22 protein-coding genes are annotated in these 21574 nt (G+C 71.7%); 3 read left to right on the top strand and 19 right to left on the bottom strand.

Annotated features, from left to right (window positions below; all coding sequences use genetic code 11):
- The 16 genes from ACH4F2_RS06670 to ACH4F2_RS06595 form a co-directional block, all read right to left on the bottom strand.
- The coding region (locus ACH4F2_RS06670; RefSeq protein WP_398131576.1) for a flavodoxin-dependent (E)-4-hydroxy-3-methylbut-2-enyl-diphosphate synthase at window positions 1–302 on the bottom strand (302 nt) is incomplete at its 3' end.
- Between the two features lie 4 nt (window positions 303–306).
- Window positions 307–1329: an adenosyl-hopene transferase HpnH gene (gene hpnH, locus ACH4F2_RS06665; protein WP_398131575.1), complete on the bottom strand. Its 1023-nt coding sequence runs from the start codon at window positions 1327–1329 to the stop codon at window positions 307–309.
- A gap of 5 nt (window positions 1330–1334) precedes the next feature.
- Window positions 1335–1976, bottom strand: coding sequence for a 1-hydroxy-2-methyl-2-butenyl 4-diphosphate reductase (locus ACH4F2_RS06660; protein WP_398131574.1), 642 nt, complete (start codon window positions 1974–1976; stop codon window positions 1335–1337).
- Window positions 1976–4039 (bottom strand): squalene--hopene cyclase, encoded by a 2064-nt coding sequence (gene shc / locus ACH4F2_RS06655; RefSeq protein ID WP_398131573.1) that lies wholly within the window; start codon window positions 4037–4039, stop codon window positions 1976–1978. The genes ACH4F2_RS06660 and shc overlap by 1 nt, the downstream gene beginning before the upstream one ends.
- A gap of 118 nt (window positions 4040–4157) precedes the next feature.
- A complete protein-coding gene (locus ACH4F2_RS06650) occupies window positions 4158–5222 on the bottom strand; it encodes a polyprenyl synthetase family protein (RefSeq protein WP_398131597.1) in 1065 nt (354 codons plus the stop codon).
- A gap of 68 nt (window positions 5223–5290) precedes the next feature.
- Complete coding sequence (hpnE, locus tag ACH4F2_RS06645) at window positions 5291–6727, bottom strand: hydroxysqualene dehydroxylase HpnE (RefSeq protein ID WP_398131572.1); 1437 nt, start codon at window positions 6725–6727, stop codon at window positions 5291–5293.
- Window positions 6724–6882, bottom strand: a complete 159-nt coding sequence (locus ACH4F2_RS06640; protein ID WP_351395450.1) for a DUF6380 family protein — start codon at window positions 6880–6882, stop codon at window positions 6724–6726. Before ACH4F2_RS06640 ends, hpnE begins: the two co-directional genes overlap by 4 nt.
- On the bottom strand, window positions 6882–7832 hold the full coding sequence (gene hpnD / locus ACH4F2_RS06635; RefSeq protein ID WP_398131571.1) for a presqualene diphosphate synthase HpnD: 951 nt from the start codon (window positions 7830–7832) through the stop codon (window positions 6882–6884). Before hpnD ends, ACH4F2_RS06640 begins: the two co-directional genes overlap by 1 nt.
- Window positions 7829–8731: a squalene synthase HpnC gene (gene hpnC, locus ACH4F2_RS06630; RefSeq protein ID WP_398131570.1), complete on the bottom strand. Its 903-nt coding sequence runs from the start codon at window positions 8729–8731 to the stop codon at window positions 7829–7831. The genes hpnD and hpnC overlap by 4 nt, the downstream gene beginning before the upstream one ends.
- Before the next feature lie 359 nt (window positions 8732–9090).
- Window positions 9091–9870, bottom strand: coding sequence for an ABC transporter ATP-binding protein (locus ACH4F2_RS06625; RefSeq protein ID WP_398131569.1), 780 nt, complete (start codon window positions 9868–9870; stop codon window positions 9091–9093).
- Window positions 9863–10792 (bottom strand): ABC transporter permease, encoded by a 930-nt coding sequence (locus tag ACH4F2_RS06620; RefSeq protein WP_398131568.1) that lies wholly within the window; start codon window positions 10790–10792, stop codon window positions 9863–9865. The genes ACH4F2_RS06625 and ACH4F2_RS06620 overlap by 8 nt, the downstream gene beginning before the upstream one ends.
- A gap of 97 nt (window positions 10793–10889) precedes the next feature.
- Window positions 10890–11762, bottom strand: coding sequence for a glycosyltransferase family 2 protein (locus tag ACH4F2_RS06615; RefSeq protein WP_398131567.1), 873 nt, complete (start codon window positions 11760–11762; stop codon window positions 10890–10892).
- Window positions 11763–11770: 8 nt separating this feature from the next.
- Window positions 11771–12550 carry a CDP-alcohol phosphatidyltransferase family protein gene (locus ACH4F2_RS06610; RefSeq protein WP_398131566.1) on the bottom strand — a complete coding sequence of 260 codons (780 nt, stop codon included), beginning with the start codon at window positions 12548–12550 and terminating at the stop codon, window positions 11771–11773.
- Complete coding sequence (locus tag ACH4F2_RS06605; RefSeq protein WP_398131565.1) at window positions 12528–13589, bottom strand: iron-containing alcohol dehydrogenase family protein; 1062 nt, start codon at window positions 13587–13589, stop codon at window positions 12528–12530. The genes ACH4F2_RS06610 and ACH4F2_RS06605 overlap by 23 nt, the downstream gene beginning before the upstream one ends.
- Complete coding sequence (locus ACH4F2_RS06600; RefSeq protein WP_398131564.1) at window positions 13577–14329, bottom strand: sugar phosphate nucleotidyltransferase; 753 nt, start codon at window positions 14327–14329, stop codon at window positions 13577–13579. The genes ACH4F2_RS06605 and ACH4F2_RS06600 overlap by 13 nt, the downstream gene beginning before the upstream one ends.
- Window positions 14326–16191, bottom strand: coding sequence for a DUF5941 domain-containing protein (locus ACH4F2_RS06595; RefSeq protein ID WP_398131563.1), 1866 nt, complete (start codon window positions 16189–16191; stop codon window positions 14326–14328). The genes ACH4F2_RS06600 and ACH4F2_RS06595 overlap by 4 nt, the downstream gene beginning before the upstream one ends.
- A 466-nt stretch (window positions 16192–16657) precedes the next feature.
- Between ACH4F2_RS06595 and ACH4F2_RS06590 the strand changes: the two genes are divergently transcribed.
- Both ACH4F2_RS06590 and idi read left to right on the top strand, forming a co-directional pair.
- Entirely contained in the window at window positions 16658–17596 is a 939-nt protein-coding gene (locus ACH4F2_RS06590; protein WP_398131562.1) for a cation diffusion facilitator family transporter, read from the top strand.
- A 301-nt stretch (window positions 17597–17897) separates the two neighbouring features.
- Window positions 17898–18491, top strand: coding sequence for an isopentenyl-diphosphate Delta-isomerase (idi, locus tag ACH4F2_RS06585; RefSeq protein ID WP_398131561.1), 594 nt, complete (start codon window positions 17898–17900; stop codon window positions 18489–18491).
- Window positions 18492–18522: 31 nt separating this feature from the next.
- On the opposite strand, the gene ACH4F2_RS06580 is transcribed toward idi, so the two are convergent.
- Complete coding sequence (locus tag ACH4F2_RS06580) at window positions 18523–18975, bottom strand: ATP-binding protein (RefSeq protein ID WP_398131596.1); 453 nt, start codon at window positions 18973–18975, stop codon at window positions 18523–18525.
- A gap of 204 nt (window positions 18976–19179) precedes the next feature.
- Between ACH4F2_RS06580 and ACH4F2_RS06575 the strand changes: the two genes are divergently transcribed.
- On the top strand, window positions 19180–19947 hold the full coding sequence (locus tag ACH4F2_RS06575; RefSeq protein ID WP_398131560.1) for an enoyl-CoA hydratase/isomerase family protein: 768 nt from the start codon (window positions 19180–19182) through the stop codon (window positions 19945–19947).
- Here the strand turns inward: ACH4F2_RS06575 and ACH4F2_RS06570 are convergent.
- Window positions 19934–20569, bottom strand: a complete 636-nt coding sequence (locus tag ACH4F2_RS06570; RefSeq protein WP_398131559.1) for a DJ-1/PfpI family protein — start codon at window positions 20567–20569, stop codon at window positions 19934–19936. The two genes, ACH4F2_RS06575 and ACH4F2_RS06570, sit on opposite strands and share 14 nt — an antisense overlap.
- A gap of 39 nt (window positions 20570–20608) precedes the next feature.
- Window positions 20609–21568 carry a GlxA family transcriptional regulator gene (locus tag ACH4F2_RS06565; RefSeq protein ID WP_398131558.1) on the bottom strand — a complete coding sequence of 320 codons (960 nt, stop codon included), beginning with the start codon at window positions 21566–21568 and terminating at the stop codon, window positions 20609–20611.
- Window positions 21569–21574: the final 6 nt, after the last annotated feature.

The following is a 21574-nucleotide window of genomic DNA, read 5'->3' as shown; positions in this document are numbered from 1 at the left end:
GGCTGGAAGTGGATGTCGGCGATCACCGGGATCTGCGACTTCTTCGCGATCACGGCCAGCGCGTCCGCGTCGTCCTGCGTGGGACAGGCCACCCGCACGATCTGGCAGCCCGAGGCCGTCAGCTCGGCGATCTGCTGGAGCGTCGCGCCGACGTCCGACGTACGGGTCGTCGTCATCGACTGCACCGACACCGGGGCCCCGCCCCCGACGGCCACCGGCCCGACCTGGATCCGCCGCGACACGCGCCGCTCGGCGATGGGCCGGACCGGTACCTCGGGGACGCCCAGGGAGATGGCGGTCATGCCGTCAGTCCCGGTTCCCGGAGACCGTCTCCCGCATGGCACGCAGGGACTCCTTCAGCGAGCCCATGGTGGCCAGGACGGCGGTGGGCTCGTAGCCGCAGTGCGCCATGCAGTTGGCGCAACGCGGGTCCTTGCCACGGCCGTACTTGTCCCAGTCGGTGTCCTCGATGAGCTCCCGGTACGTCGGGACGTATCCGTCGCTCATCAGGTAGCAGGGGCGCTGCCAGCCGAAGAGGGAGTAGTTCGGGATCGCCCACGCGGTGCACGGGAAGTCGACCTTGCCCTCGAGGAAGTCGAGGAACAGCGGGGAGTGGTTGAGCCGCCAGCGGGCCCGGTTGCCGCCCGAGAAGGCCTTCTTGAACAGCTCGCGGGTCTGCTCCACGCCCAGGAAGTGCTCCTGGTCGGGTGCCTTCTCGTAGGCGTAGGCGGGCGAGATCATCATCTCGTCGACCTTGAGGTCGTCGTTGAGGAAGTTGAGGACCTCGACGATGGTCTGCGGGGTGTCGGTGTTGAAGAAGGTGGAGTTGGTGGTCACTCGGAAGCCGCGCCGCTTGGCCTCCTTGATGGCCTCCACGGCCTCGTCGAACACGCCCTCCTTCGCCACGGACTCGTCGTGCCGCTCGCGCAGTCCGTCGATGTGCACGGCGAACGCGAAGTACGGCGAGGGTGTGAACTTGTCCATCTTCTTGCGCATGAGCAGCGCGTTGGTGCACAGGAAGACGTACTTCCGCTTGGCCACCAGCTGCCGGGCGATCTCGTCGATCTGCGGATGCATCAGCGGCTCGCCGCCGGCGATGGAGACCATCGGCGCCCCCGATTCGAGCACCGCCCCCACCGCCTGCGCGACCGGCATGCGCTGCTTGAGCACCCCGGCCGGGTGCTGGATCTTGCCGCACCCCTCGCACTTCAGGTTGCAGGCGAAGAGCGGCTCCAGCTCCACGATGAGCGGGAACTTGTCCCGCCGGCGGATCTTCTGTTCGGCCAGGTATGTAGCGACCTTGATGGACTGGCGCAGCGGCATGGCCATCTGGCTCACCTCCGGGGGAGCAGCAAGGAACGGTGCCATTCGAAGAATGCGGGAAGAATGGATCGAAGGACGCGGAAAGCCGATATTCCACCGCGCACCGTGCCGATCCGGACGAGCTCGTGCTCTGGAGCGTCCACGACCACCCGCACGGCCGCAACCGGGCGCGCGCCCGTCAGGACGGCGCTCAGGAGCGTGGCCGCGGACTCCATGTCGACGGCGATCGCGCCGGTCGCGAGCAGGGAGGCGCGTTCGGGACCGCGGACGACGTGGTCCGAGCCGGTCAGCGGCCCGGTGTGGACGGTGCGCCCGGGCACGGCGCGCGCGAGTTCCTTGACCAGCCGGTCCGTGCCGACGCCGGCGACGGTCCCGCGCGGGTCGCGGGTCTCCTCGGCGACGACCAGGTCACCGGGGTGCATGCCGGGGGCGAGCCCGGCGCAGAAGCCCGTGGCCAGCACTGCGGCCTCGCCGAGCGCCGGGTCGGCCAGGACCCGGGTGACCGAGCGCTCGGCCGCCTTCGGGCCCATGCCCGTGCGCAGGACGGTGACCGGCCCGCCCGCGCCGCCGCGGTCACCGGTGCGCAGGGCGAGGTGTTCGATGCCGAGCGCGCAGGCGATCAGCAGCGGGGACGGGCCGGGCTGTCGGTTCATCAGCTGCCCTTCGCCTCGGCGGCGGACGTCTCGGTGGAGGGCTGCTCGACGAGGGCGGGGGCCTGTGCCGCGCGCGGCCTCTTGGCGAAGGGATCCCCGTGTACGTACCGGCCGAGGGCGGTGAGCGGGAACACCTGACGGTAGAGGTGGTAGTTGATGGAGAAGTCCCAGGGGAAGCCGGTGCCGGTGAAGTACGGCTCGTCCCAGGAGCCGTCCTCCCGCTGGGTGGCGGCGAGCCACTCGATGCCACGTTCGACGGCCTTGGACTCCCGCTCCCCCGCCGCCAGCAGGGCCATCAGCGCCCAGGCCGTCTGCGAGGCGGTCGAGGCACCCCGGCCGCTCCACTCCCTGACGTGACGGTAGGAGCGCAGGTCCTCTCCCCAGCCGCCGTCGTCGTTCTGGACGGACTCCAGCCAGGTCACCGCGCGGCGGATCGCGGGGTGCGAGGCGGGGAGTCCGGCGGCGGTCAGGGCGGGGACGACGGAGCCGGTGCCGTAGACGTAGTTGACGCCCCAGCGGCCGAACCACGAGCCGTTCGCCTCCTGTTCGGCGAGCAGCCATTGGATGCCGCGCCGGGTGCGGGGGTCGTGGGTGAGTCCCTCGACGGCGAGCATCTCGACGACGTGCGCGGTGACGTCCGCCGACGGCGGGTCGATGACCTCGCCGAAGTCGCAGAACGGCAGCCGGTTGGGGAAGGGGCTGGTGTTGTCGACGTCGAACGCGCCCCAGGCCCCGTTCCTCGACTGCATGCCGAGGTTCCAGCGCACGCCGCGGCCGACGGCCTTCTCGACCCGCTCCGGGTCGTGGTGGCTGACCCGGCGCAGGGCGAGGACCACCTCGGCGGTGTCGTCGATGTCGGGGTAGTTGTCGTTGTGGAACTCGAACGCCCAGCCGCCCGGAGGGAGTCCGGGCCTCTTCACCGACCAGTCGCCGGGGCGCACGACCTGCTCACCGAGCATCCAGTCCGCGGCCTTCACCAGTTGCGGGTGGTCGGCGGGCACCCCGGCGTCGGCCAGCGCGATGGTGGCCAGGCAGGTGTCCCACACCGGGGACTGGCAGGCCTCGATCATCCGGGCGCCGTCCTCGCGCCACACGGCGAACCGGTCCAGCGACTCCAGTCCCGCGCGCATCACGGGGTGTTCGAGGTCGTAGCCGAGCAGGTACAGCGCGATGACCGAGTACACGGCGGGCGGCTGGATGCCGCCCCAGCAGCCGTCGTTCTCCTGCCGCTCGATGATCCAGCGGGCGGCGGTGTTCATCGCGGCCCGGCGAAGCCGGCGCGGGGCGACCTTGCGGTAGACGTGCAGTGCCTTGTCCAGGCGCTGGAAGACACCGTCCCAGCTGGTCGCCGGAGCCGGGGGTCTCGGCGGGTCGGGGAGGGCGGCGTCGGTGTGCAGTTCGTCGAGCGGGAAGGGCGCGGGACGCACCGGCCGTTTCGCGGATACGATGGTCAGCGGCACGATGGTCTGCCGGGCCCAGCAGCCGAAGTCGTAGATGTTGAGCGGTACCCAGGTGGGGAAATAGATGAGCTCCGGCGGGAGTTCGGGCAGGTCGTCCCACTTCCACCAGCCGAACAGGGCGAGCCAGATCCGGGTGAAGACACGGGAGGCCGCGATGCCGCCCCGGCCCCTGATCCATTCCGACGCCCTGGCCATGTGCGGGGCGTCGGGCGCGTCGCCGGCCAGGCGGAGGGCGACGTAGGCCTCGATGGTGGCGGACAGGTCGCCGGGGCCGCCGTAGAACGTGGCCCAGGTGCCGTCCTCGCGCTGCTCGCCGCGGATGAACAGGGCGGCCGCTCGTGTGGTCTCGTCGTCGCCGATGCCCAGGAACTGACGGAGGAGCAGGTCCTCGGCATCCATCGTGACGTTCGTCTCGAGGTCGCCCTTCCACCACCCTTCGGCGTCCTGCCGGGAGAGCAGGAAGTCCGTGGCGCGCCGGGTGGCGCGGGCGGCGGCTTCTGGTACCCCGGCCGCCGCGGCGGGGATCGTGATGTCGGTGTCGCTGGCCGCGGCTGCGAGGGGCTTCAGGGTGGCCCCGGTGCTTCCGTCGGTCGTCGCTGTCATGGCTTCCCCTTCGTGCAGTGTGCAAGTGGTGCTTCTGCTGTGGGTCCGCCGTCGGCCGGTGCTCGTCTTCCCGCGACACCGGCCGGCGACTACGCGAGGGCTATTCGACCGATAGTGATCATCTCTTTCGTACGACGACGAAGTCCGCGAGCGCCGTGAAACGGTCCCGCACCCGGTCGGGCATGTCGACGGCGTCGAGGGCTTCGATGGCGATGGTGTGCTGACGGCGCGCCTCGTCGGCGGTCCATTCCCGGCCGCCCGCCTCCTCGATGAGGGCGGCACGGGCCGCGAACTCCTCCTCGGAGAAGTTCGCGAAGTCGCTGGTCTTGGCATCGGCGGCGAGGATCTCGCCGAGCCGCTCGGAGGCGGGACCACCCGCCGCGAGGGCGGCCACGACCGGGAGGGACTTCTTGCGCTGGCGCAGGTCGCTCCAGGTCTGCTTGCCGGTGGAGTCCGGGTCGCCCCAGATGCCGAGGAGGTCGTCGACGGCCTGGAAGGCCAGCCCGAGGTGGTAGCCGTACTTCTCCAGGGTGTCGGCGGTGTACTCGTCGGCGCCGCCGAGCACCGCGCCGATGGAGCTGGCGGTGGCGATCAGGGCGCCGGTCTTGTTGCCCTCCATCTCCAGGCACTCCTCGACGCTGACCCGGTCGCGGTGCTCGTAGGAGATGTCCTGTGCCTGACCGTCGATCAGCGACCGGCTGGCCCTGGTCAGCCGACGGGTGGCGCGGCCGGCCTCGACGGTGCCGAGCTCCAGCAGCACTTCGTTGGCCAGGGCGAACAGGGCGTCGCCGACCAGGATGGCCTGGGCGGGACCGTGCACCTTCCAGACGGTGTCGCGGTGGCGGCGCTGTTCGTCGCCGTCCATCAGGTCGTCGTGCAGGAGGGAGAAGTTGTGGACCAGTTCCACGGCCACCGCGCCGGGTACGCCGACCTCGGGCGCGGCACCGGTGACCTCGGCGGAGAGCACCGCGAGCGCGGGACGGACGGCCTTGCCGCCGTCACCGTCCGCGGGGTTGCCCAGGGCGTCGATCCAGCCGAAGTGGTAGGCGGCGACGGTGTCCATGGGAGGTGCCAGGCGGTCGACGGACGCCCGCAGGACCGGCGTGGCCAGGGTCCGGCCGCGCTCCAGAAGCGCGGTCACGTCCACCGTGGTCCTCGGAGCGGCCTTCGGGGCCGGGGGCACAGTGGGCACAGTCATTCCTCCAGTTGCGGTGCCGGGAGTGCGGGCGTCGGTCCCGCGCGGACCGGTCTTCATGCCGCCTCCTCCAGGAAGTCCGGGAGGAGGCCGCGGGACCGGCCCAGGGTGCCGAGGGCGGCGCCCGCCGCTGAGACACCGCTGCGAACCGCACTCTCCATGGTCGCGGGCCACCCGGTGGCGGTCCACGCTCCGGCCAGATAGAGGCCGGGTGCCTTGGTGCGGGCGCCGGGCCGGAGCCGTCCGACGCCGGGGGCGGGAGCGAACGTCGCGGTGCGCTCCCTGGTCACGAAGAAGTCCTTCACCTCGGCGCCCCGGGCGCGGGGCAGCAGCCGTTCCAGTTCGGGCAGGTACCGCTCGCGCAACGCGGCCACGGGCTCGTCGATCTCGTTCTGCGCGGTCGACTGGGACAGCGCCAGGTACTGGCCCTTCTCCAGCCCGGAGGCCTCGGTACGGTCGAACACCCACTGCACCGGAGTGCCGAGAGCCGTCAGGAACGGCGTGGCGAGCACCTTGCGGTCGTAGATCACGTGCACGTTGAGGATCGGCGCGGTGCCGATCTCCAGGAGGTTTCCGGGGGCGTCGAGGGCTCCCGCGGGCAGCAGGTCGTGCGCCTCGCGCTGCGGTACGGCGAGGACGACCGCGTCCGCCTGCAGCGTCTCGTCGGGCACCTGAACGCTCCAGCCGCCGTTCTCGTTCGCACGGACGGAGGTGACGCGTGTACGGACCTCGGTACGGACGCCCGCGGAGTCGAGCTCCTTGCGGGCCAGCCGGTCGTGCAGTTCGCCCAGCGGGACGCGGGCCCAGCCGATGTCGGCCGCGCCCGGGTCGGACAGCAGCCCGGTCTTGAACACCATCGCGGCGAGCCCCAGGGAGGCGTCGCCCGCGACCGCGTTGAGGGTGGCGACCCCGACCAGGTCCCACAGGGCCTCGACGGCGCGCGCCGACTGACCGTGCGCGGTCAGCCAGCTGCCGAAGTCCTGGGCGTCCAGGGCCGGATCGGCGAGGTCGAGCCCCTTGAGCGCGAGCGCGGCACGTCCGACCCTGGCCCGCTCGGCGAGCGACAGGTGCGGGTACGTCGCCAGGCTGCGCCCCAGGTGCAGGGGTACGGGCAGCGCGTCGCGCCGCAGTCTGCCGAGCCGCCGCCCCTCGGGCCGGGCCAGGTCGAGCACGGGCACGTCGAGGCGGTCCTGCACGGGAGCGAGCGCGGTCCCGCCGATACGGTCGAGGAACCAGCGGTAGGCGGTGCAGCAGCGCAGGTACACGTGCTGGCCGTTGTCGACGGTGAGGTCGCCGCGCTGGAAGGAGAAGGCGAGTCCGCCCAGGCGCGGCCGCCCTTCGAGCAGGGTGACGCGCACCCCGGCGTCGGCGAGCGCGAGGGCGGCGGTGACACCGGCGAGGCCGCCGCCGACCACGACGGCGTGTCCGCCGGGGCGGAGAGCGGAGACGTCCGCGAGCTGCCCGCCGTCACGCGTGCCGTTGCCGTCCGTCATGGTGCGCCTTTCCCTGTCCGGTCGCCGCGGTGCTTGAACGGCGTACGGCCGACCGTCTCAGTCAGGGACGCCGACCGCCACCGGAGGGTTGCCCGCCGTTCGTGGCCACAGGCCTCGCCTGGTGCCGGAGTGTCGAGTGTGCCGGGTGTGTCCATCAGGCGCGCCTCCTGACGGCCCGCCGGGTGACGTGCCGGGCGTCCAGCCCGGACAGGCCGCGCACGGCGACGTACGCCTTCTCGCGTCCGGGGAGCGAGACGCGGCCACGCAGCACGGCCTCGGGATCGCGCTCGATACGGTCCAGCAGGCGGCGGTAGATGCCGGCCATGGCGGCCACGCAGGCGCCACTGCGCCGGTCGAGCATGGGCAGCAGCCGGTAGCCCTCGGCGAAGAGGGCGCGGGCCCGTCGTACCTCGAAGTGAACGAGGCCCACGAAGTCGGAGCCCTCGGGCGGCCTCGGCCCGCTGAACCCGGCCGAGCAGCCGAACTTGGCGAGGTCGTCGGCGGGCAGGTAGGTCCGACCGCCCTCGGCGTCCTCGCGGACGTCCCGCAGGATGTTGGTGAGCTGGAGCGCGAGCCCGAGCGTGTCGGCGTACTCGGGCGCGCGCTCGGCGCCGCGCGCCCTCGGTTCCGTGCCGAAGACGCCGAGCGAGAGACGTCCGATGGCGCCCGCCACGCAGCGGCAGTAGACCTTGAGGTCGTCCCAGGTCTCGTAGGTCGCGCCGCGCAGGTCCATCTGGACGCCGTCGATCAGTTCGTCGAGGCCGCCGAGCGGGATCGGGAACTGCCGGGCTGCGTGGGCGAGGGCGACGGCGACCGGGTCGGTGTCGTCCTCGTCGACCTCGCCCTCGTGGATGCGGGCGAGCACGGCCCGGGTCTCCTCGAGCCGGGTGACCTTGACGTCGTCCGCCAGCGCCCCGTCGCCGATGTCGTCGACGCGGCGTGAGAACGCGTACAGCGCCGACATCGCCCGGCGCTTGGGCGCCGGCAGAAGCCGGATGCCGTAGGCGAAGTTGCGGGCCTGCTGTCCGGTGACGGCCTCGCAGTAACTGTAGGCGGCGAGCACCGGTGCCGACGCGTGCTCTGACGACTCCACGGCCTGGATCACCCCTCTCCTCGCAGGGTCACGCCCACCTCGCGCAGCAACTGGACCTTGCCGGGCTTGGGCGGGCCGGGAAGTACGTCGTGACCGGCGGCGGCGATCGCCCGGACGGCCGCCCGCCCACCCGCCACGAACCCCGCGAGCAGCAGACGCAGCCTGCCTTGGACGCTACCCACCAAGGGGGCACCCTCATTCAGCAGGTCGCGGGCGCGCTGGGCCTCGTAGGCGACCAGGGCGCGCACCGAAGCGCTCGCGGTGGGCGCTGCGAGATCCGACTCCTGGACGTGGAAACGTTTCATGTCCTCGGCGGGCAGGTAGATGCGGTCCCGGCTCAGGTCCTCGGCGACGTCCTGGAGGTGCTCGACGATCTGCAGGGCGGTGCAGATCGCGTCGGAGCGGCGGATCCGCTCGGGCGTCGAGGTGCCCGTGACGGCGAGGACGAGGTGACCGACCGGGTTGGCGGACAGCTCGCAGTATGCGAGGAGGTCGTCGTAGGTCTCGTACCGCGCGACCAGCTGGTCCTGGCGGTTGGCGGCGATCAGGCCGAGGAAGGGCCCGGGGGTCAGCGAGCGGCGGCGCACGGTCGGCTGGAGGCGGCGCAGCAGCGGATGGCGGGGAGTGCCGTCGAAGACCCTGCGCAGGTCTTCCTCGAAGGCGTCCAGCATCAGCAGCCGGTCGTCGGCGCGGCCCTCGGGTACGCCGAGGAGGCGGGCGTCGGCGCCGCCGGGGGCCAGATCGCCGTCGCCGATGTCGTCGACGAGGCGGGCGAAGCCGTACACGGCCATCAGGTCGGCGCGCCAGTCGCGGGGCAGGAAGAAGGGCGCCACGGGGAAGTTCTCGTGCGCGGCCTTGGCGAGGGTGCCACGCTCCGGGTCGACGGCCTGTGCCGTGCCGGTCACCGTCATCGCGGGCTGCCCTGGGCGGGGACGGCACACGCTTCGCGGAGGTGGGGAGTTTCCCTAGCCATTGCCGTCACATCTCCCGTTCTACACTGCTGACCCAACACGCACTATTTCGGACACGCCGCCCGACCGCCCTCACGGCAGGCCCGCCTGAGGGTGTCGGGCATTATCGCCCCATGTGCCGCGTTTCGGGACCGGTCCAGCTTACGTTGTACAACTCATGGAGGTTCGCCGGGGTCCTCCGCACATCACAACAACACACCGATTGACCACAAGATTCCTGAGAATCCCCGGAGTTGACGCTTCCTTTGCGGACGCGAGGCCGCACCGGAACGGTTCCGGCACGGCCCCGGCGTGTCGGGCTACTTGGCCGTGAACTTCTCGTACTCCTTGAGCACCTCGTCGGTCGGGCCGTCCATGCGCAGCTCGCCCCGTTCCAGCCACAGCACGCGGTTGCAGGTGTCGCGGATGGACTTGTTGTTGTGGCTGACCAGGAAGACGGTGCCGGCCTCCTTGCGGAGCTCCCGGATGCGCTCCTCGGAGCGTGTCTGGAACTTGCGGTCACCGGTCGCCAGGGCCTCGTCGATCATCAGGACGTCGTGGTCCTTCGCGGCGGCGATGGAGAACCGCAGGCGGGCGGCCATGCCGGAGGAGTAGGTGCGCATCGGCAGGGTGATGAAGTCGCCCTTCTCGTTGATCCCGGAGAAGTCGACGATGTCCTGGTAGCGCGCCTTGATCTGTTCGCGGGACATGCCCATGGCCAGCCCGCCCAGGATGATGTTCCGCTCGCCGGTCAGGTCGTTCATCAGGGCCGCGTTCACTCCGAGCAGGGACGGCTGGCCGTCGGTGTAGACCTTGCCCCGCTCGGCGGGCAGCAGGCCGGCGATGGCCCGCAGCAGGGTCGACTTGCCGGACCCGTTGGAACCGATCAGGCCGATGGCCTCGCCCCGGTAGGCGGTGAAGGAGACGCCGCGCACGGCGTGCACCTTGCGCACGCCCCGCTCCTCACCCCGCTTGATCATCCGGCTCAGGGCCGCGGTCGCGCTGCCCTTGCCGGTCCTGGCGCCGTTGACGCGGTAGACGATGTGCAGTTCGTCCGCGATGACCGTCGGCACCCGCTCGCCCTGCTGCTGCTCAGCCACGGCCGTACCTCTCCTCCGCCTTCCAGAAGTACACGAAACCGCCCACGGCGAGGAGCACGGACCAGCCGAGCGCGACCGCCCACACATGCGGCGGCAGGTTCTCGGAGCCGTAGCCGTCGATCAGCGCGAAGCGGATCAGGTCCATGTAGACGGCGGCCGGGTTCCACTGGAGCACGTCGGCGAGCCAGGCCGGCTTGTCCTCCAGCATGATCGGGATGGAGAACATGACGCCCGACGCGTACATCCAGGTCCGCATGATGAACGGCATCAGCTGGGCCAGGTCCGGTGTCTTCGCCCCCATCCGCGCCACGATGAGCGCCAGGCCCATGTTGAAGAGGAACTGCAGGGCCAGCGCCGGGACGACCAGCAGCCAGGAGAGGGAGGGGTAGCTGCCGAAGCCCACCACCACCGCGAACAGGACGATCATCGAGGCCAGCAGCTGCTGGAGCTGCTGCAGCGCGAACGAGATCGGCAGCGAGGCGCGCGGGAAGTGCAGCGCCCGCACCAGGCCGAGGTTGCCGGCGATGGCGCGCACGCCCGCCATCGCCGAGGACTGGGTGAAGGTGAAGACGAAGACACCCGTCACCAGGAACGGAATGTAGACGTCCTTCTCCATCCCGCGGCCCGCGTTGAGGATCAGGCCGAAGATCAGGAAGTAGACGAGCGCGTTCAGCAGCGGTGTGGCCACCTGCCACAGCTGGCCCAGCTTGGCCTGGCTGTACTGGGCGGTCAGCTTCGCCTGGGAGAAGGCGAGGATGAAGTGCCGTCGCCCCCAGAGCTGACGGACGTACTCCATGAGGGACGGCCGGGCACCGCTCACGGACAGCCCGTACTTGGCGGCGAGCCGGGCCGGTGTGAGGCCCTCGTCGGGCGACACGGGCTTGGTCATGGCGACCGTGCCGTCGTGCGTTGTCTCACTCACTGGTGGGAAACTTTCGTCTTCGGAATGCTCGGCCGCACGGGCCTGGCATGGACCTGTTGACCCGGGACGGGCCGGGACGCTCTCGGACACGAGCTTGTCAGATCACGGGAGGCCGGCCCAGCCGGGTCAGCCGCCACACCGTACGCCACCTCATGGGCCGGCGAGGACCACAGGGGGTGGCCCAGCCCTCGCGGAAGCCGCCGAACCAGGCCTTCAGGGCCGACCGCGAGGGGCGGCGCAGCAGTGTGAGCAGCATCCACACCCCGAGATAGACCGGGACGAGGAGCGCGGGGAGGTTGCGGCGGGCCAGCCAGACCCGGTTGCGCGCGACCATGCGGTGGTAGACCGCGTGCCGCGAGGGCGCGGTCGTGGGGTGGTTCAGCACCATGTCGGACCGGTAGTCGATCATCCAGCCGGCGTCCAGGGCCCGCCAGGCCAGGTCGGTTTCCTCGTGGGCGTAGAAGAACGCGTCCGGCAGGCCGCCGACCTGTGCGAGGACACGGGTACGGACGGCGTTGGCGCCGCCGAGGAAGGTGGTCACCCGGGAGGAGCGCATCGGGTCCGAGGCGCGCAGCCGCGGGACGTGCCGGCGCTGGGTCTCGCCGGTGTCCGGGTCGGCGATGCGGAAGCTGATGATGCCGAGATCGTCGTCGGCCTCGAACGCCCGGCGGCACAGCTCGGCGGTGTCCGTGCGGGCGAGCAGGCCGTCGTCGTCGAGGAAGAGCAGGATGTCGACGTCGCTGCCGCCCGGGCCGAAGGCCTCGATGCCGACGTTGCGGCCGCCGGGGATGCCCAGGTTCTCGGGCAGCTCGACGGTGCGGACGCCGTCGGGCACCTCCGGGACCGGCGAGCCGTTGCCGACCACGACCACCTCGACCGGGTCGCCGTCCTGCTTGGCCACCGAGTCGAGCAGGGCGCGCAGTTCCTCGGGGCGGTTGCCCATCGTGATGACGACGGCGCCGACCTTCATGGCGCCACTCACTTGAGCCTGCTGGAGGCGAGGATGGACACCAGGTGGAGCAGGGTCTGCAGCAGCGCGATGCCCGCGAGTACGGCGGTGCCGAGGCGGGTGAAGAACAGGTCTCCCCGGCTCGCGTCGACGATCGCGAGGACGAGGATGAGCAGGGACGCCTCGATGCCGAGGATCAGCCGGTGGAACTTGAGCGCCCCGGCGGCCCGGCGGGCCAGCGCCATGCCGGAGGAGCGCGGCTCGGACGCGGACTCCTTGACCGGCTCCTTCCCGGTCTGGTGCCGGGCGACGCCCACCAGGTCGGTCTCGGCCTTGATCAGGATGGCACCGAGCGCGGCCAGGGTGCCGAGGAAGGCCCACAGCCAGTCGATGCGTCCGGTGCCCCAGATGTCGGCGGCCCGCAGGCCGAGGCCGACCAGGACCGCGGCGTCGGTCAGGTAGGCACCGACCCGGTCCAGGTAGACACCGCCGAGCGAGTACTGCTTCTTCCAGCGCGCGACCTCGCCGTCGACGCAGTCCAGCAGCAGGTACAGCTGGACCGCCACGACGCCGAGCACGGCGCCCGTGATCCCCGGCACCAGCAGGGCAGGGGCCGCGAGCACGCCGCAGACGGTCATCAGGTACGTGAGCTGGTTGGGCGTGACCCTGGTGTTCACCAGGTAGCGGTCGATCCGCAGCGAGACCTCACGCATGTAGAGGCGTCCCGCCCAGTGCTCACCGCTGCGCCGGTCCTTGACCCCTGCGGGATGGACGACCGGACGTAGTTCAGCTACCGATGGCCTTGACATAGTCGGCGTACATGTCCTTGATCTGGTCGGTTTCGAGGTCGAGGTGTTCGAGGATCGTGTAGCGGCCGGGCCGGGTCTGCGGCGCGAACTCCACGGCCCGGACGAACTCGTCCGGGGTGAAGCCGATCTCCTCCGGCAGCACGGGCAGCCCGTGCCGGCGCAGTACTCCGGCCATGTGGGCGGATTCCTCATGGGCCCCGCGCAGATGCATCGCGAAGGCCGCACCCAGGCCGCACTGCTCGCCGTGGGCGGCGGCGCGGGTGGGGAAGAGCAGGTCGAGCGCGTGGTTGATCTCGTGGCAGGCACCTGAGGCGGGCCGCGAGTCGCCGGAGACCGACATGGCGATGCCGGTCAGGACCAGGCCTTCGGCGAGTACCTGGAGGAAGTCGTTGTCACCGACGCCGCCCGGGTGCCGGAGCACGGCCTCGCCCGCCTGGCGGGCCATCGCGGCGGCCAGGCCGTCGATCCGCTCGCCCTTGACCCGGTTGGCCAGCTCCCAGTCCGCGATCGCGGAGACGTTGGAGACGGCGTCGCCGATGCCGGCGCGCACGTACCGCACCGGGGCCTCGCGGATGACGTCCAGGTCGATGACGACGGCGATGGGGTTCGGGACTCCGTAGGAGCCGCGGCCCGCGTCGTTGTCGAGGGTGGCGACCGGTGAGCAGAGCCCGTCGTGCGCGAGGTTCGTGGGTACGGCGACCAGCGGGAGGCCGATGCGTGCCGCGGCAAACTTGGCACAGTCGATGATCTTGCCGCCGCCGAGGCCGACGACCGCGTCGTAGTGGCCGCCCTTCATGGCGCCGGCCAGCTTGATCGCGTCGTCCAGGGTGCCGCCGCCGACCTCGAACCAGTCGGCGCCGGGCAGGGACGGGGCGACGCGCTCGCGCAGCCGGGCGCCCGAGCCGCCGCTGACGGCGACGGCGAGCTTGCCCGAGTGGGAGATGCGCTCGTCGGCGAGCACACACCCCAGGTCGTCGAGGGCACCCGCGCGGATGTCCACGACGACCGGCGACGGGATGAGCCGCGTCAGTACTGGCACGCGATCTCCCTGCCCTTGGCGAGGTCGTCGTGGTTGTCGATCTCGACCCACTTGACGTCGCCGATCGGCGCCACGTCGACCTTGAAGCCGCGGTCGACCAGCTCCTGGTAGCCGTCCTCGTAGTACAGCTGCGGGTCGCGCTCGAAGGTGGTCTTCAGCGCGTCGGCCAGCTCCACGGCGGCCTCGCCCTCGATGAGGGTGACGCCGATGTACTCGCCGGTCGCCTCGGCCGGGTCCATCAGCTTGGTGATGCGCTGGACGCCCTTGTCGGGGTCGACGACGACCTTCATCTCCTCGTCGGCGAGGTTCTTCACCGTGTCGAGGGCGAGGATGATCTTCTTTCCGTCGCCGCGGGCGGCGAGCAGGGTCTTCTCGACGGAGACCGGGTGCACGGTGTCGCCGTTGGCGAGGATCACGCCGTCCTTGAGGGCGTCACGGCCGCACCACAGGGAGTAGGCGTTGTTCCACTCCTCGGCCTTGTCGTTGTCGATGAGGGTGAGCTTGACGCCGTACTTCCGCTCCAGCTCCTCCTTGCGGTCGTACACGGCTTCCTTGCGGTAGCCGACGATGATCCCGACCTCGGTCAGGCCGACCTCGGCGAAGTTGGCCAGCGTCAGGTCCAGCACCGTGATGCTGTCCTCCGCACCCTCCGGGCCGACCGGGACCAGTGCCTTGGGCAGGGTGTCGGTGTAGGGGCGCAGACGGCGTCCGGCGCCGGCCGCCAGCACGAGGCCGATCATGCGGGTTCTCCTTCGTCGTGTACGGCGGGTGCGCCGCCCTTGTGGGCGGCGACCCAGAAGCGGATGCTCTCCACGAGCACCACGAGAGCCACGGCCACGGCGAGGACCGTGAGCGCGAGCTTGAACTGTGTGGCGGTGAGCAGCACGGCCAGCACGGTGATCACCAGCGTGCGGCCCTCGTGCCCACCGATCGTCCGCACCAGCCACTGCGGCGGCGCGCCCGCACCGCCGCGGATGCGGTAGACCGTGTCGTAGTGATGGTAGGCGACCGCGGCCACCAGCCCGAAAGCCGCCGGAAGCGCCCCGTTCACGTCCGCTTTCGCCGCCAGTACCAGGACGGTGCCGTACTCGGCGGCGCGCAGGAGCGGCGGGACCAGCCAGTCGAGGGCGCCCTTGAGGGGGCGGGCGACGGCGAGGGCGGACGTCAGTACGTAGACGATCGCGGCGACGGCCGCCCAGGGGCCGCCGAAGCCGGTGAGCGCGGCCGTCAGGGCGACGGCGAGGCCGCCGAGGAGGGCGACGGCGGGGGCGGTGAAGCCGGGCAGCCGGCGGGCGGTCCGCCCGAGCCCCTTGGCGGCGGCCTCGGCGAGCGGGCCAAAGTCCGCGAGGTCGGCCAGCGCCTTCGCCGCCCGGTCGGTCCGCGCGGCCTTGCGGGTCAGCGAGCGCAGGACGCGGCCCGCGGTGGTGTACGTCGCGGAGAACGCGCAGCCGATCAGCAGCGCGTAGAAGGTGATCCGGGGCGTGGTGACGGCGGTCAGGACGGCGATCATGGCCCAGCGTTCGCCGATGGGCAGGACGATCATGCGTCGGACCCAGACCGTCCAGCCGACGCTGTCGAGCCTGTCGGAGAGGGCGGCGGTGGGGCTGGCCAGCGACGATTTACCGAGCGCGGCGGCGTCGTGGTTGGCCTCGTTGAAGGAGAAGTCCACCACGTGCCGGCAGGTCTGGAGGACCATCGCGCCGAGGGCCAGGGCCCATACGTCGTCGCCGCCGCGGGCGGCTCCGAGGGCGAGGCCCGCGTAGTAGGCGTACTCCTTGGCGCGGTCGAAGGTGGCGTCCAGCCAGGCGCCGAGCGTGGAGTACTGCAGGGAGTAGCGGGCGAGCTGCCCGTCGGTGCAGTCGAGGACGAAGGAGGCGATGAGCAGGACGCCGGCGGCGACGAAGCCGCCGCGGGTGCCGGTGGCCGCGCAGCCCGCCGCTATGAGCGCGGTGATGAGCGAGGCGGTGGTGACCTGGTTGGGGGTCAGTCCGCGTCGCGCGCACCAGCGGGCGATGTAGCGGGAGTAGGGGCTGATGAAGAAGGTGGTGACGAAGCCGTCGCGGGCCTTGACCGCCGACTTCAGGCGTACGGCCTCGTCGTCGACACCGGCGACGGCCTGCCGTGCCTCGTTGCGGGCCTGCGGGTCGGCGGGGACGGCGGCGACCAGACTGCCGAGCTCCGGCCGGTGCACGTCGGCGCCGTCGGCGTCGAGGGCGGCGGTCATCCGGTCGGCGAGGCTGTCGGCCTCCCCCACGCCCGGCTCCGCCCGCGCGGGGCAGCTCCCGTCCGCGCCGCCGCCCGCGGAGTTCTCGCGGGCCATCGCGCGGGTCAGGGCCTGGCGGGCTTCCGGCTGCGCGGTCACGGCACCCGGGATCGCGGCGAGCGGAAAGCGGGGGTCGGTGAGGCCGAGGCGCAGGGCGTGCAGGTGACCGACGAAGCGGGCGTCGACCACGGCGACCCGCTCACCGCCTGGCACCCGGGCCAGCAGCGTCTCGGTGTCGGCGGCGCCGGAGGCGAGACGCACGTCGAAACCGAGGGACCGCAGTTCGCTCTCGATCGACGAACCGGGGACCGGCTGACCGGTGAGGATGGCGGTCGACAACCGAACTCACTCCCTGGGTGCGACGCCTGGGCGCCGGGCCTGTGCATGGTGGGGCGCCCGTGCCTGCGGCACCCGGGCGGCATGTCGGCAGAGGCTATCGGATGCCTGGAACGCCGTGTTCACCGCCCGTTTCACGGTCGGTCGGCGCCGCGTGCACCCGCCTTTGCCGCGATCATCATCGTGGATTCGGGGCCCGCCCCACAAACCGCGCCCCCAGACCGGGCATCGCGGACATCGCACAGTGTCGGCGGGCGTTCGCGGACGGTCAGGGCCGTTCTCCTTCCGGCCGTTCGCCGTCCTTGCCGGAGCCGGCCGCCCCGGGCCCTCGCGGCGCTCTGACCTGCGTAACGTTTTCGCAGGTCAGGGCACATGACAACGGTGTTCAGTGCCGCGTTGCCGGATACCCCCTACCCGTAGTTCACTGTGTTCCGAACGCGGACGCCGACGCACAGAGAGGCTGCTTCCCATGGGGGCTGGGCACGATCACGGGCATGCGCACGGGGCGCACGCCGGCGGGACGGCGACGGCCGCGTACCGCGGCAGGCTGCGGGTCGCGCTGGCGATCACGCTCATCGTCATGGTCGTGGAGATCATCGGCGGCGTGCTCGCCGACTCGCTGGCGCTGATCGCCGACGCCGCGCACATGGCGACGGACGCCCTGGGGCTCGGCATGGCGCTGCTGGCCGTTCACTTCGCGAGCCGGCCGCCGAGCGACCGGCGCACGTTCGGATTCGCCCGCGCCGAGATCCTCGCCGCCCTCGCCAACTGTCTGCTGCTGCTCGGGGTCGGCGGTTACGTCCTGTACGAGGCGATCGAGCGGTTCGTCACACCCGCCGGCACCGCGGGCGGACTGACCGTCGTCTTCGGCGCGATCGGCCTGGTGGCGAACATGGTGTCGCTGACGCTGTTGATGCGGGGCCAGAAGGAGAGCCTGAACGTACGGGGCGCCTTCCTGGAGGTGGCGGCGGACGCCCTGGGCTCCCTGGCGGTGATCGTCTCGGCGCTGGTGATCCTGGCCACCGGCTGGCAGCCGGCCGACCCCATCGCGTCACTGGTCATCGGTCTGATGATCGTGCCGCGCACCTGGCGGCTGCTGCGCGAGACCCTGGACGTACTGCTGGAGGCGGCGCCCAAGGGCGTGGACATCGCCGAGGTGCGCGCCCACATCCTCGCTCTGGACGGGGTCGAGGACGTCCACGACCTGCACGCCTGGACGATCACCTCGGGTATGCCGGTGCTGTCGGCGCACGTGGTGGTGAGCGGCGAGGCGCTGAGCACGATCGGCCACGAGAAGATGCTGCACGAGCTGCAGGGCTGCCTCGGCGACCACTTCGACGTGGAGCACTGCACCTTCCAGCTGGAGCCCGGCGGCCACGCGGAGCACGAGGCGCGGTTGTGCCACTGAGGCGCGGTGTCACCGGAGAGTCCCGGCACAGGCGCGTACGTAGCGGGAGCGCGCCGCGGAGTGCGAGCCGTCCGCCGCGCGACCGCATCCGTCCCCCGCGGCACTTCTTCCGGTCACGCCGCGGACGGTTCCCGGTCCTCGGCGCCGGGCACGATGATCATTTGGACCCCTCCTCGGCGTCCGACCGGTGACGACCGCCGTCCCCGCCCGCGTGCGGGACATGCGCGCGCGCCGGGGAGTGCCGAGAGTGCCTGATTCGTACGGCACACTTGGGGCGCGAGGACCGATGCGAAGGATGGGTATGCCGATCACTCCTGCCACCGCGACGCACAGTTCGTCGAACGGCGCCGCAGACGCGATTTTGCTGGAACTGGTCGACGAGAACGGCGTGACGCTCGGCACCGCGGAGAAGCTCGCCGCGCACCAGCCTCCGGGGCAGCTGCACCGCGCCTTCTCCGTGTTCCTCTTCGACGAGCGGGGCCGGCTGCTGCTCCAGCAGCGGGCGCTGGGCAAGTACCACTCCCCCGGCGTGTGGTCCAACACCTGCTGCGGTCACCCCTACCCGGGCGAGGCCCCCTTCGCGGCCGCGGCCCGGCGGACGTACGAGGAGCTGGGCGTCTCCCCGTCGCTGCTCGCCGAGGCGGGCACGGTGCGCTACAACCACCCGGACCCGGCCTCCGGGCTGGTCGAGCAGGAGTACAACCACCTGTTCGTCGGCCTGGTGCAGGCAGCGCCGCGGCCCGACCCGGAGGAAGTGGCCGAGACGGCCTTCGTGTCCCCGGCCGAGCTGACCGAACGGCACGGCAAGGACACCTTCTCGGCGTGGTTCATGACGGTGCTGGACGCGGCCCGGCCCGCCGTCCGCGAGTTGACCGGCCCGTCCGCCGGATGGTGAGCGGTCCTGCCGCAGGGCGTGCTCGTACGTCCTACCGCGAGGCGTGCTTGAGCGGCAGGGCGACCCAGATCACCTTGCCGCCGCTCGCCGTGTGAGCCACGTCGCAGGACCCGCCCGCCTCCCGGGTGATCTCCCGGACCAGGAGCAGCCCGCGCCCGCCCGTCCGTCCGTGGTCCGCCTCCAGGGCGGTCGGGCGGTAGGGGTGGCTGTCCTCCACGGAGACCCGCACCCACTCGGGCCCGACGGCGACCTCCACGGCGAGCACCGGCGACAGCACCGCCGCGTGCCGGACGGCGTTCGTGACCAGCTCCGAAACGATCAGGAGCAGGCCCTCGGTCACGTCGTCGGAGACCGGCACGCCCTGGCGCACCAGCAGGTCCCGCACGGCGTGCCGCGCCTGCGGGACCGACGCGTCCACGGCGGGGGCGGTGAACCGCCAGACGCCCTCGTACGGAAGCGGCTGCGCGGGCCCGGTCTCGTCCATCGTCCGGTCGCCACCCTCGGGCTCGATTGTCACCACACCCTGAGTGTTGGTAACGCGTCGCTCCACCTTGGAGAACTGAACACAAGTCGGCAGATATCGAACGGTTCTGATCGTTGGCGTATGACGCGGTCAGTTGTGGGACCGTTCCTGTCCCCCCGGCGCCGTCCGCGCGAACCCGATGGGTCGGTGGATAACATCCGGCGCATGGAGCCGCAACTGCTGCACCGGGTCGCCGACTCGGTCGCCACCGTCGTCGTCCACCACCCGGCCAAGCGCAACGCCATGACGACCGCGATGTGGCGGGCGCTGCCCGAGCTGCTCGACGCCCTGGCGGCGGATCCGACGGTGCGGGCGCTGGTGCTCACCGGTGAGGGAGCCACGTTCTGCGCCGGGGCCGACATCTCGACCCTGCGAGGGTCGGCTCAGGAGGCGCAGGAACTCGCCGTACGCGCCGAGGAGGCGCTCGCGGCCTTCCCCAAGCCGACGCTGGCGGCGATCCGCGGTCACTGCGTCGGCGGCGGGGCTCAGTTGGCGGCTGCCTGCGACCTGCGGTTCGCCGAGGAGTCGGCACTGTTCGGGGTGACCCCGGCCAAGCTGGGGGTCGTGTATCCGGCGTCCTCGACCCGGCGGCTGGTGGCGCTGACGGGACCCGCCACGGCGAAGTACCTGCTGTTCAGCGGGGAGTTGATCGACGCCGAACGGGCGCTGCGCACCGGCCTGGTCGACGAGGTGCTGCCCGGGGGCGGACTCGGCGAGCGGGTAGCGGAGTTCACCCGGGTACTGGCCTCCCGCTCGCAGCTGACGCAGGCCGCGGCGAAGGAGTTCGCGAACGGGCACGCGGACCGGGACGCGTACTGGACCGCGCAGGCACGCGGCAGCGGCGACACCGCGGAGGGGGTCGCCGCCTTCCTGGAGCGCAGGCAGCCGCGTTTCGGCTGGAGCGTGCCGGGGAGCGCGCCTACCTCGGGATGAACCGGTTCCTGTCGCGGAACTCCTGGACCAGATGTGCGGGTGCCTTCTGCGGGGAACCGGCGTCGTAGGGCGGCTGCGGGTCGTACTCCAGCAGCAGCTGGACCGCCTGGGCGTGCTCGTCGCCGGCGATCCGGCCGACCAGGGTGAGGCCCATGTCGAGGCCGGAGGAGACGCCGGCCGCGGTGACGTACTTGCCGTCGGTCACCACCCGCTGACCGGTCGGCTCGACGCCGAACCGCTTCAGAAGTTCCAGGGCCAGCCAGTGCGAGGTCGCACGGCGGCCGTCCAGCAGCCCCGCGGCGGCGAGCAGCAGGGAGCCGGAGCAGACCGACGTGGTCCAGGTGCTGGTCGCGTCGGCGGCGCGCAGCCAGTCCAGCAGCTTCTCGTTGTCCATCTGGGCGTCCTGGCCGGGCCCGCCCGGCACGACGACGACATCCGGGCTCGGTACGTCCGCCAGGGTCCGGTCGGCGGTCAGCGCCAGGCTCCCCGTGTCGTTGCGGACAGGGCCGGTCCGCTCGGCGACGAAAACGGTCTCCGCGTCCGGGATGCGGCTCAGGGTCTCGTACGGGCCCACTGCGTCCAGGGAGGTGAAGCGGTCGAAGAGGACGATGGCTGTCTGCACGTTCTTCCTTTCGGGGTGCTCGGCGAGCGGGGACGCGCCTCAGTGGACGGGCGCGGGACGGAAACGGCGGCGGTACTCGGCCGGTGAGGTTCCGAGGGCCTTGGCGAAGGCGCGGCGCATGGCCTCCGGGGTGCCGTAGCCGCTGGCGCGGGAGACCTCCTCGACGCCGTCGCCGGTCTCCTCCAGCAGCCGGCGGGCGTGTTCCAGACGCACCCGGTCGACATATCGGCCCGGTGTCGTGCCGGTCTCGGCCTGGAAGGCCCGGGCGAAGTGGCGCGGCGAGAAGCCGACGCGGGCGGCCAGGGACTCGACACTCAGATCGGCGCCCGGGTGCTCGGTGACCCACTGCTGGAGCTCACGCAGTGGCTCCCGCCGTGCGGTCTGGGCGGCGAGCTGGACGCTGAACTGTGCCTGGTTCCCGGGCCGGCGCAGGAACACCACCAGGTTGCGGGCGACGGTCAGGGCGGCGTCCCGGTCCAGGTCCTCCTCCACCAGGGCGAGGGCGAGATCGATGCCGGAGGTGACGCCGGCGGACGTGGCGACGTGGCCGTCGCGGATGTAGATCGGGTCGGGATCGACGTCGACGGCCGGGTGGTCGCGGGCGAGCCGGTCGCAGTAGGCCCAGTGGGTAGTGGCGCGGCGGCCGTCCAGCAGTCCCGCCCTGGCGAGCAGGATCGCCCCCGTGCAGACGGACACCAGGCGCCGGGCACGCGGCCCGTGCCCGCGCAGCCACTCGACGAGGCGCGGGTCGGGATTCCGGGTGCCCGTCCCGCCGGGCACGATCAGGGTGTCCGGGCCGGACACGTCGGTGAGCGCCTGGTCCGGTACGACGGTCAGACCGCTGGACGTGCGCACGGGTGCTCCGTCCAGCGAGGCCGTACGGACGCGGTACGTCCCCGGCGTGTGCTTCTCGGCGCCCGTGAAGACCTCCACGGGACCGGTGACATCGAGGCTCTGAACGTCGTCGAAGAGGACGACGAGGACGGTTCGCTGGGCCATGCCCTC

This window comes from Streptomyces sp. NPDC017890, assembly GCF_044328675.1.
Lineage (GTDB): Bacteria > Actinomycetota > Actinomycetes > Streptomycetales > Streptomycetaceae > Streptomyces.
The sequence above is the reverse complement of the archived record's forward strand: the minus strand, read 5'-3'. Positions and strand labels throughout refer to the sequence as shown.

What these genes read in the sequence shown, in the direction of transcription:
- ACH4F2_RS06575 (WP_398131560.1), top strand. Translation starts at nt 19,180, where the DNA reads ATGGAGCCGCAACTGCTGCACCGGGTCGCCGACTCGGTCGCCACCGTC.
- ACH4F2_RS06580 (WP_398131596.1), bottom strand. Translation starts at nt 18,975, where the DNA reads ATGGACGAGACCGGGCCCGCGCAGCCGCTTCCGTACGAGGGCGTCTGG.
- hpnE (WP_398131572.1), bottom strand. Translation starts at nt 6,727, where the DNA reads ATGACGGACGGCAACGGCACGCGTGACGGCGGGCAGCTCGCGGACGTC.
- ACH4F2_RS06600 (WP_398131564.1), bottom strand. Translation starts at nt 14,329, where the DNA reads ATGATCGGCCTCGTGCTGGCGGCCGGCGCCGGACGCCGTCTGCGCCCC.
- shc (WP_398131573.1), bottom strand. Translation starts at nt 4,039, where the DNA reads ATGACAGCGACGACCGACGGAAGCACCGGGGCCACCCTGAAGCCCCTC.
- ACH4F2_RS06660 (WP_398131574.1), bottom strand. Translation starts at nt 1,976, where the DNA reads ATGAACCGACAGCCCGGCCCGTCCCCGCTGCTGATCGCCTGCGCGCTC.
- hpnH (WP_398131575.1), bottom strand. Translation starts at nt 1,329, where the DNA reads ATGGCCATGCCGCTGCGCCAGTCCATCAAGGTCGCTACATACCTGGCC.
- hpnC (WP_398131570.1), bottom strand. Translation starts at nt 8,731, where the DNA reads ATGACGGTGACCGGCACGGCACAGGCCGTCGACCCGGAGCGTGGCACC.
- ACH4F2_RS06640 (WP_351395450.1), bottom strand. Translation starts at nt 6,882, where the DNA reads ATGGACACACCCGGCACACTCGACACTCCGGCACCAGGCGAGGCCTGT.
- ACH4F2_RS06615 (WP_398131567.1), bottom strand. Translation starts at nt 11,762, where the DNA reads ATGAAGGTCGGCGCCGTCGTCATCACGATGGGCAACCGCCCCGAGGAA.
- ACH4F2_RS06565 (WP_398131558.1), bottom strand. Translation starts at nt 21,568, where the DNA reads ATGGCCCAGCGAACCGTCCTCGTCGTCCTCTTCGACGACGTTCAGAGC.
- idi (WP_398131561.1), top strand. Translation starts at nt 17,898, where the DNA reads ATGCCGATCACTCCTGCCACCGCGACGCACAGTTCGTCGAACGGCGCC.
- ACH4F2_RS06590 (WP_398131562.1), top strand. Translation starts at nt 16,658, where the DNA reads ATGGGGGCTGGGCACGATCACGGGCATGCGCACGGGGCGCACGCCGGC.
- ACH4F2_RS06610 (WP_398131566.1), bottom strand. Translation starts at nt 12,550, where the DNA reads ATGTCAAGGCCATCGGTAGCTGAACTACGTCCGGTCGTCCATCCCGCA.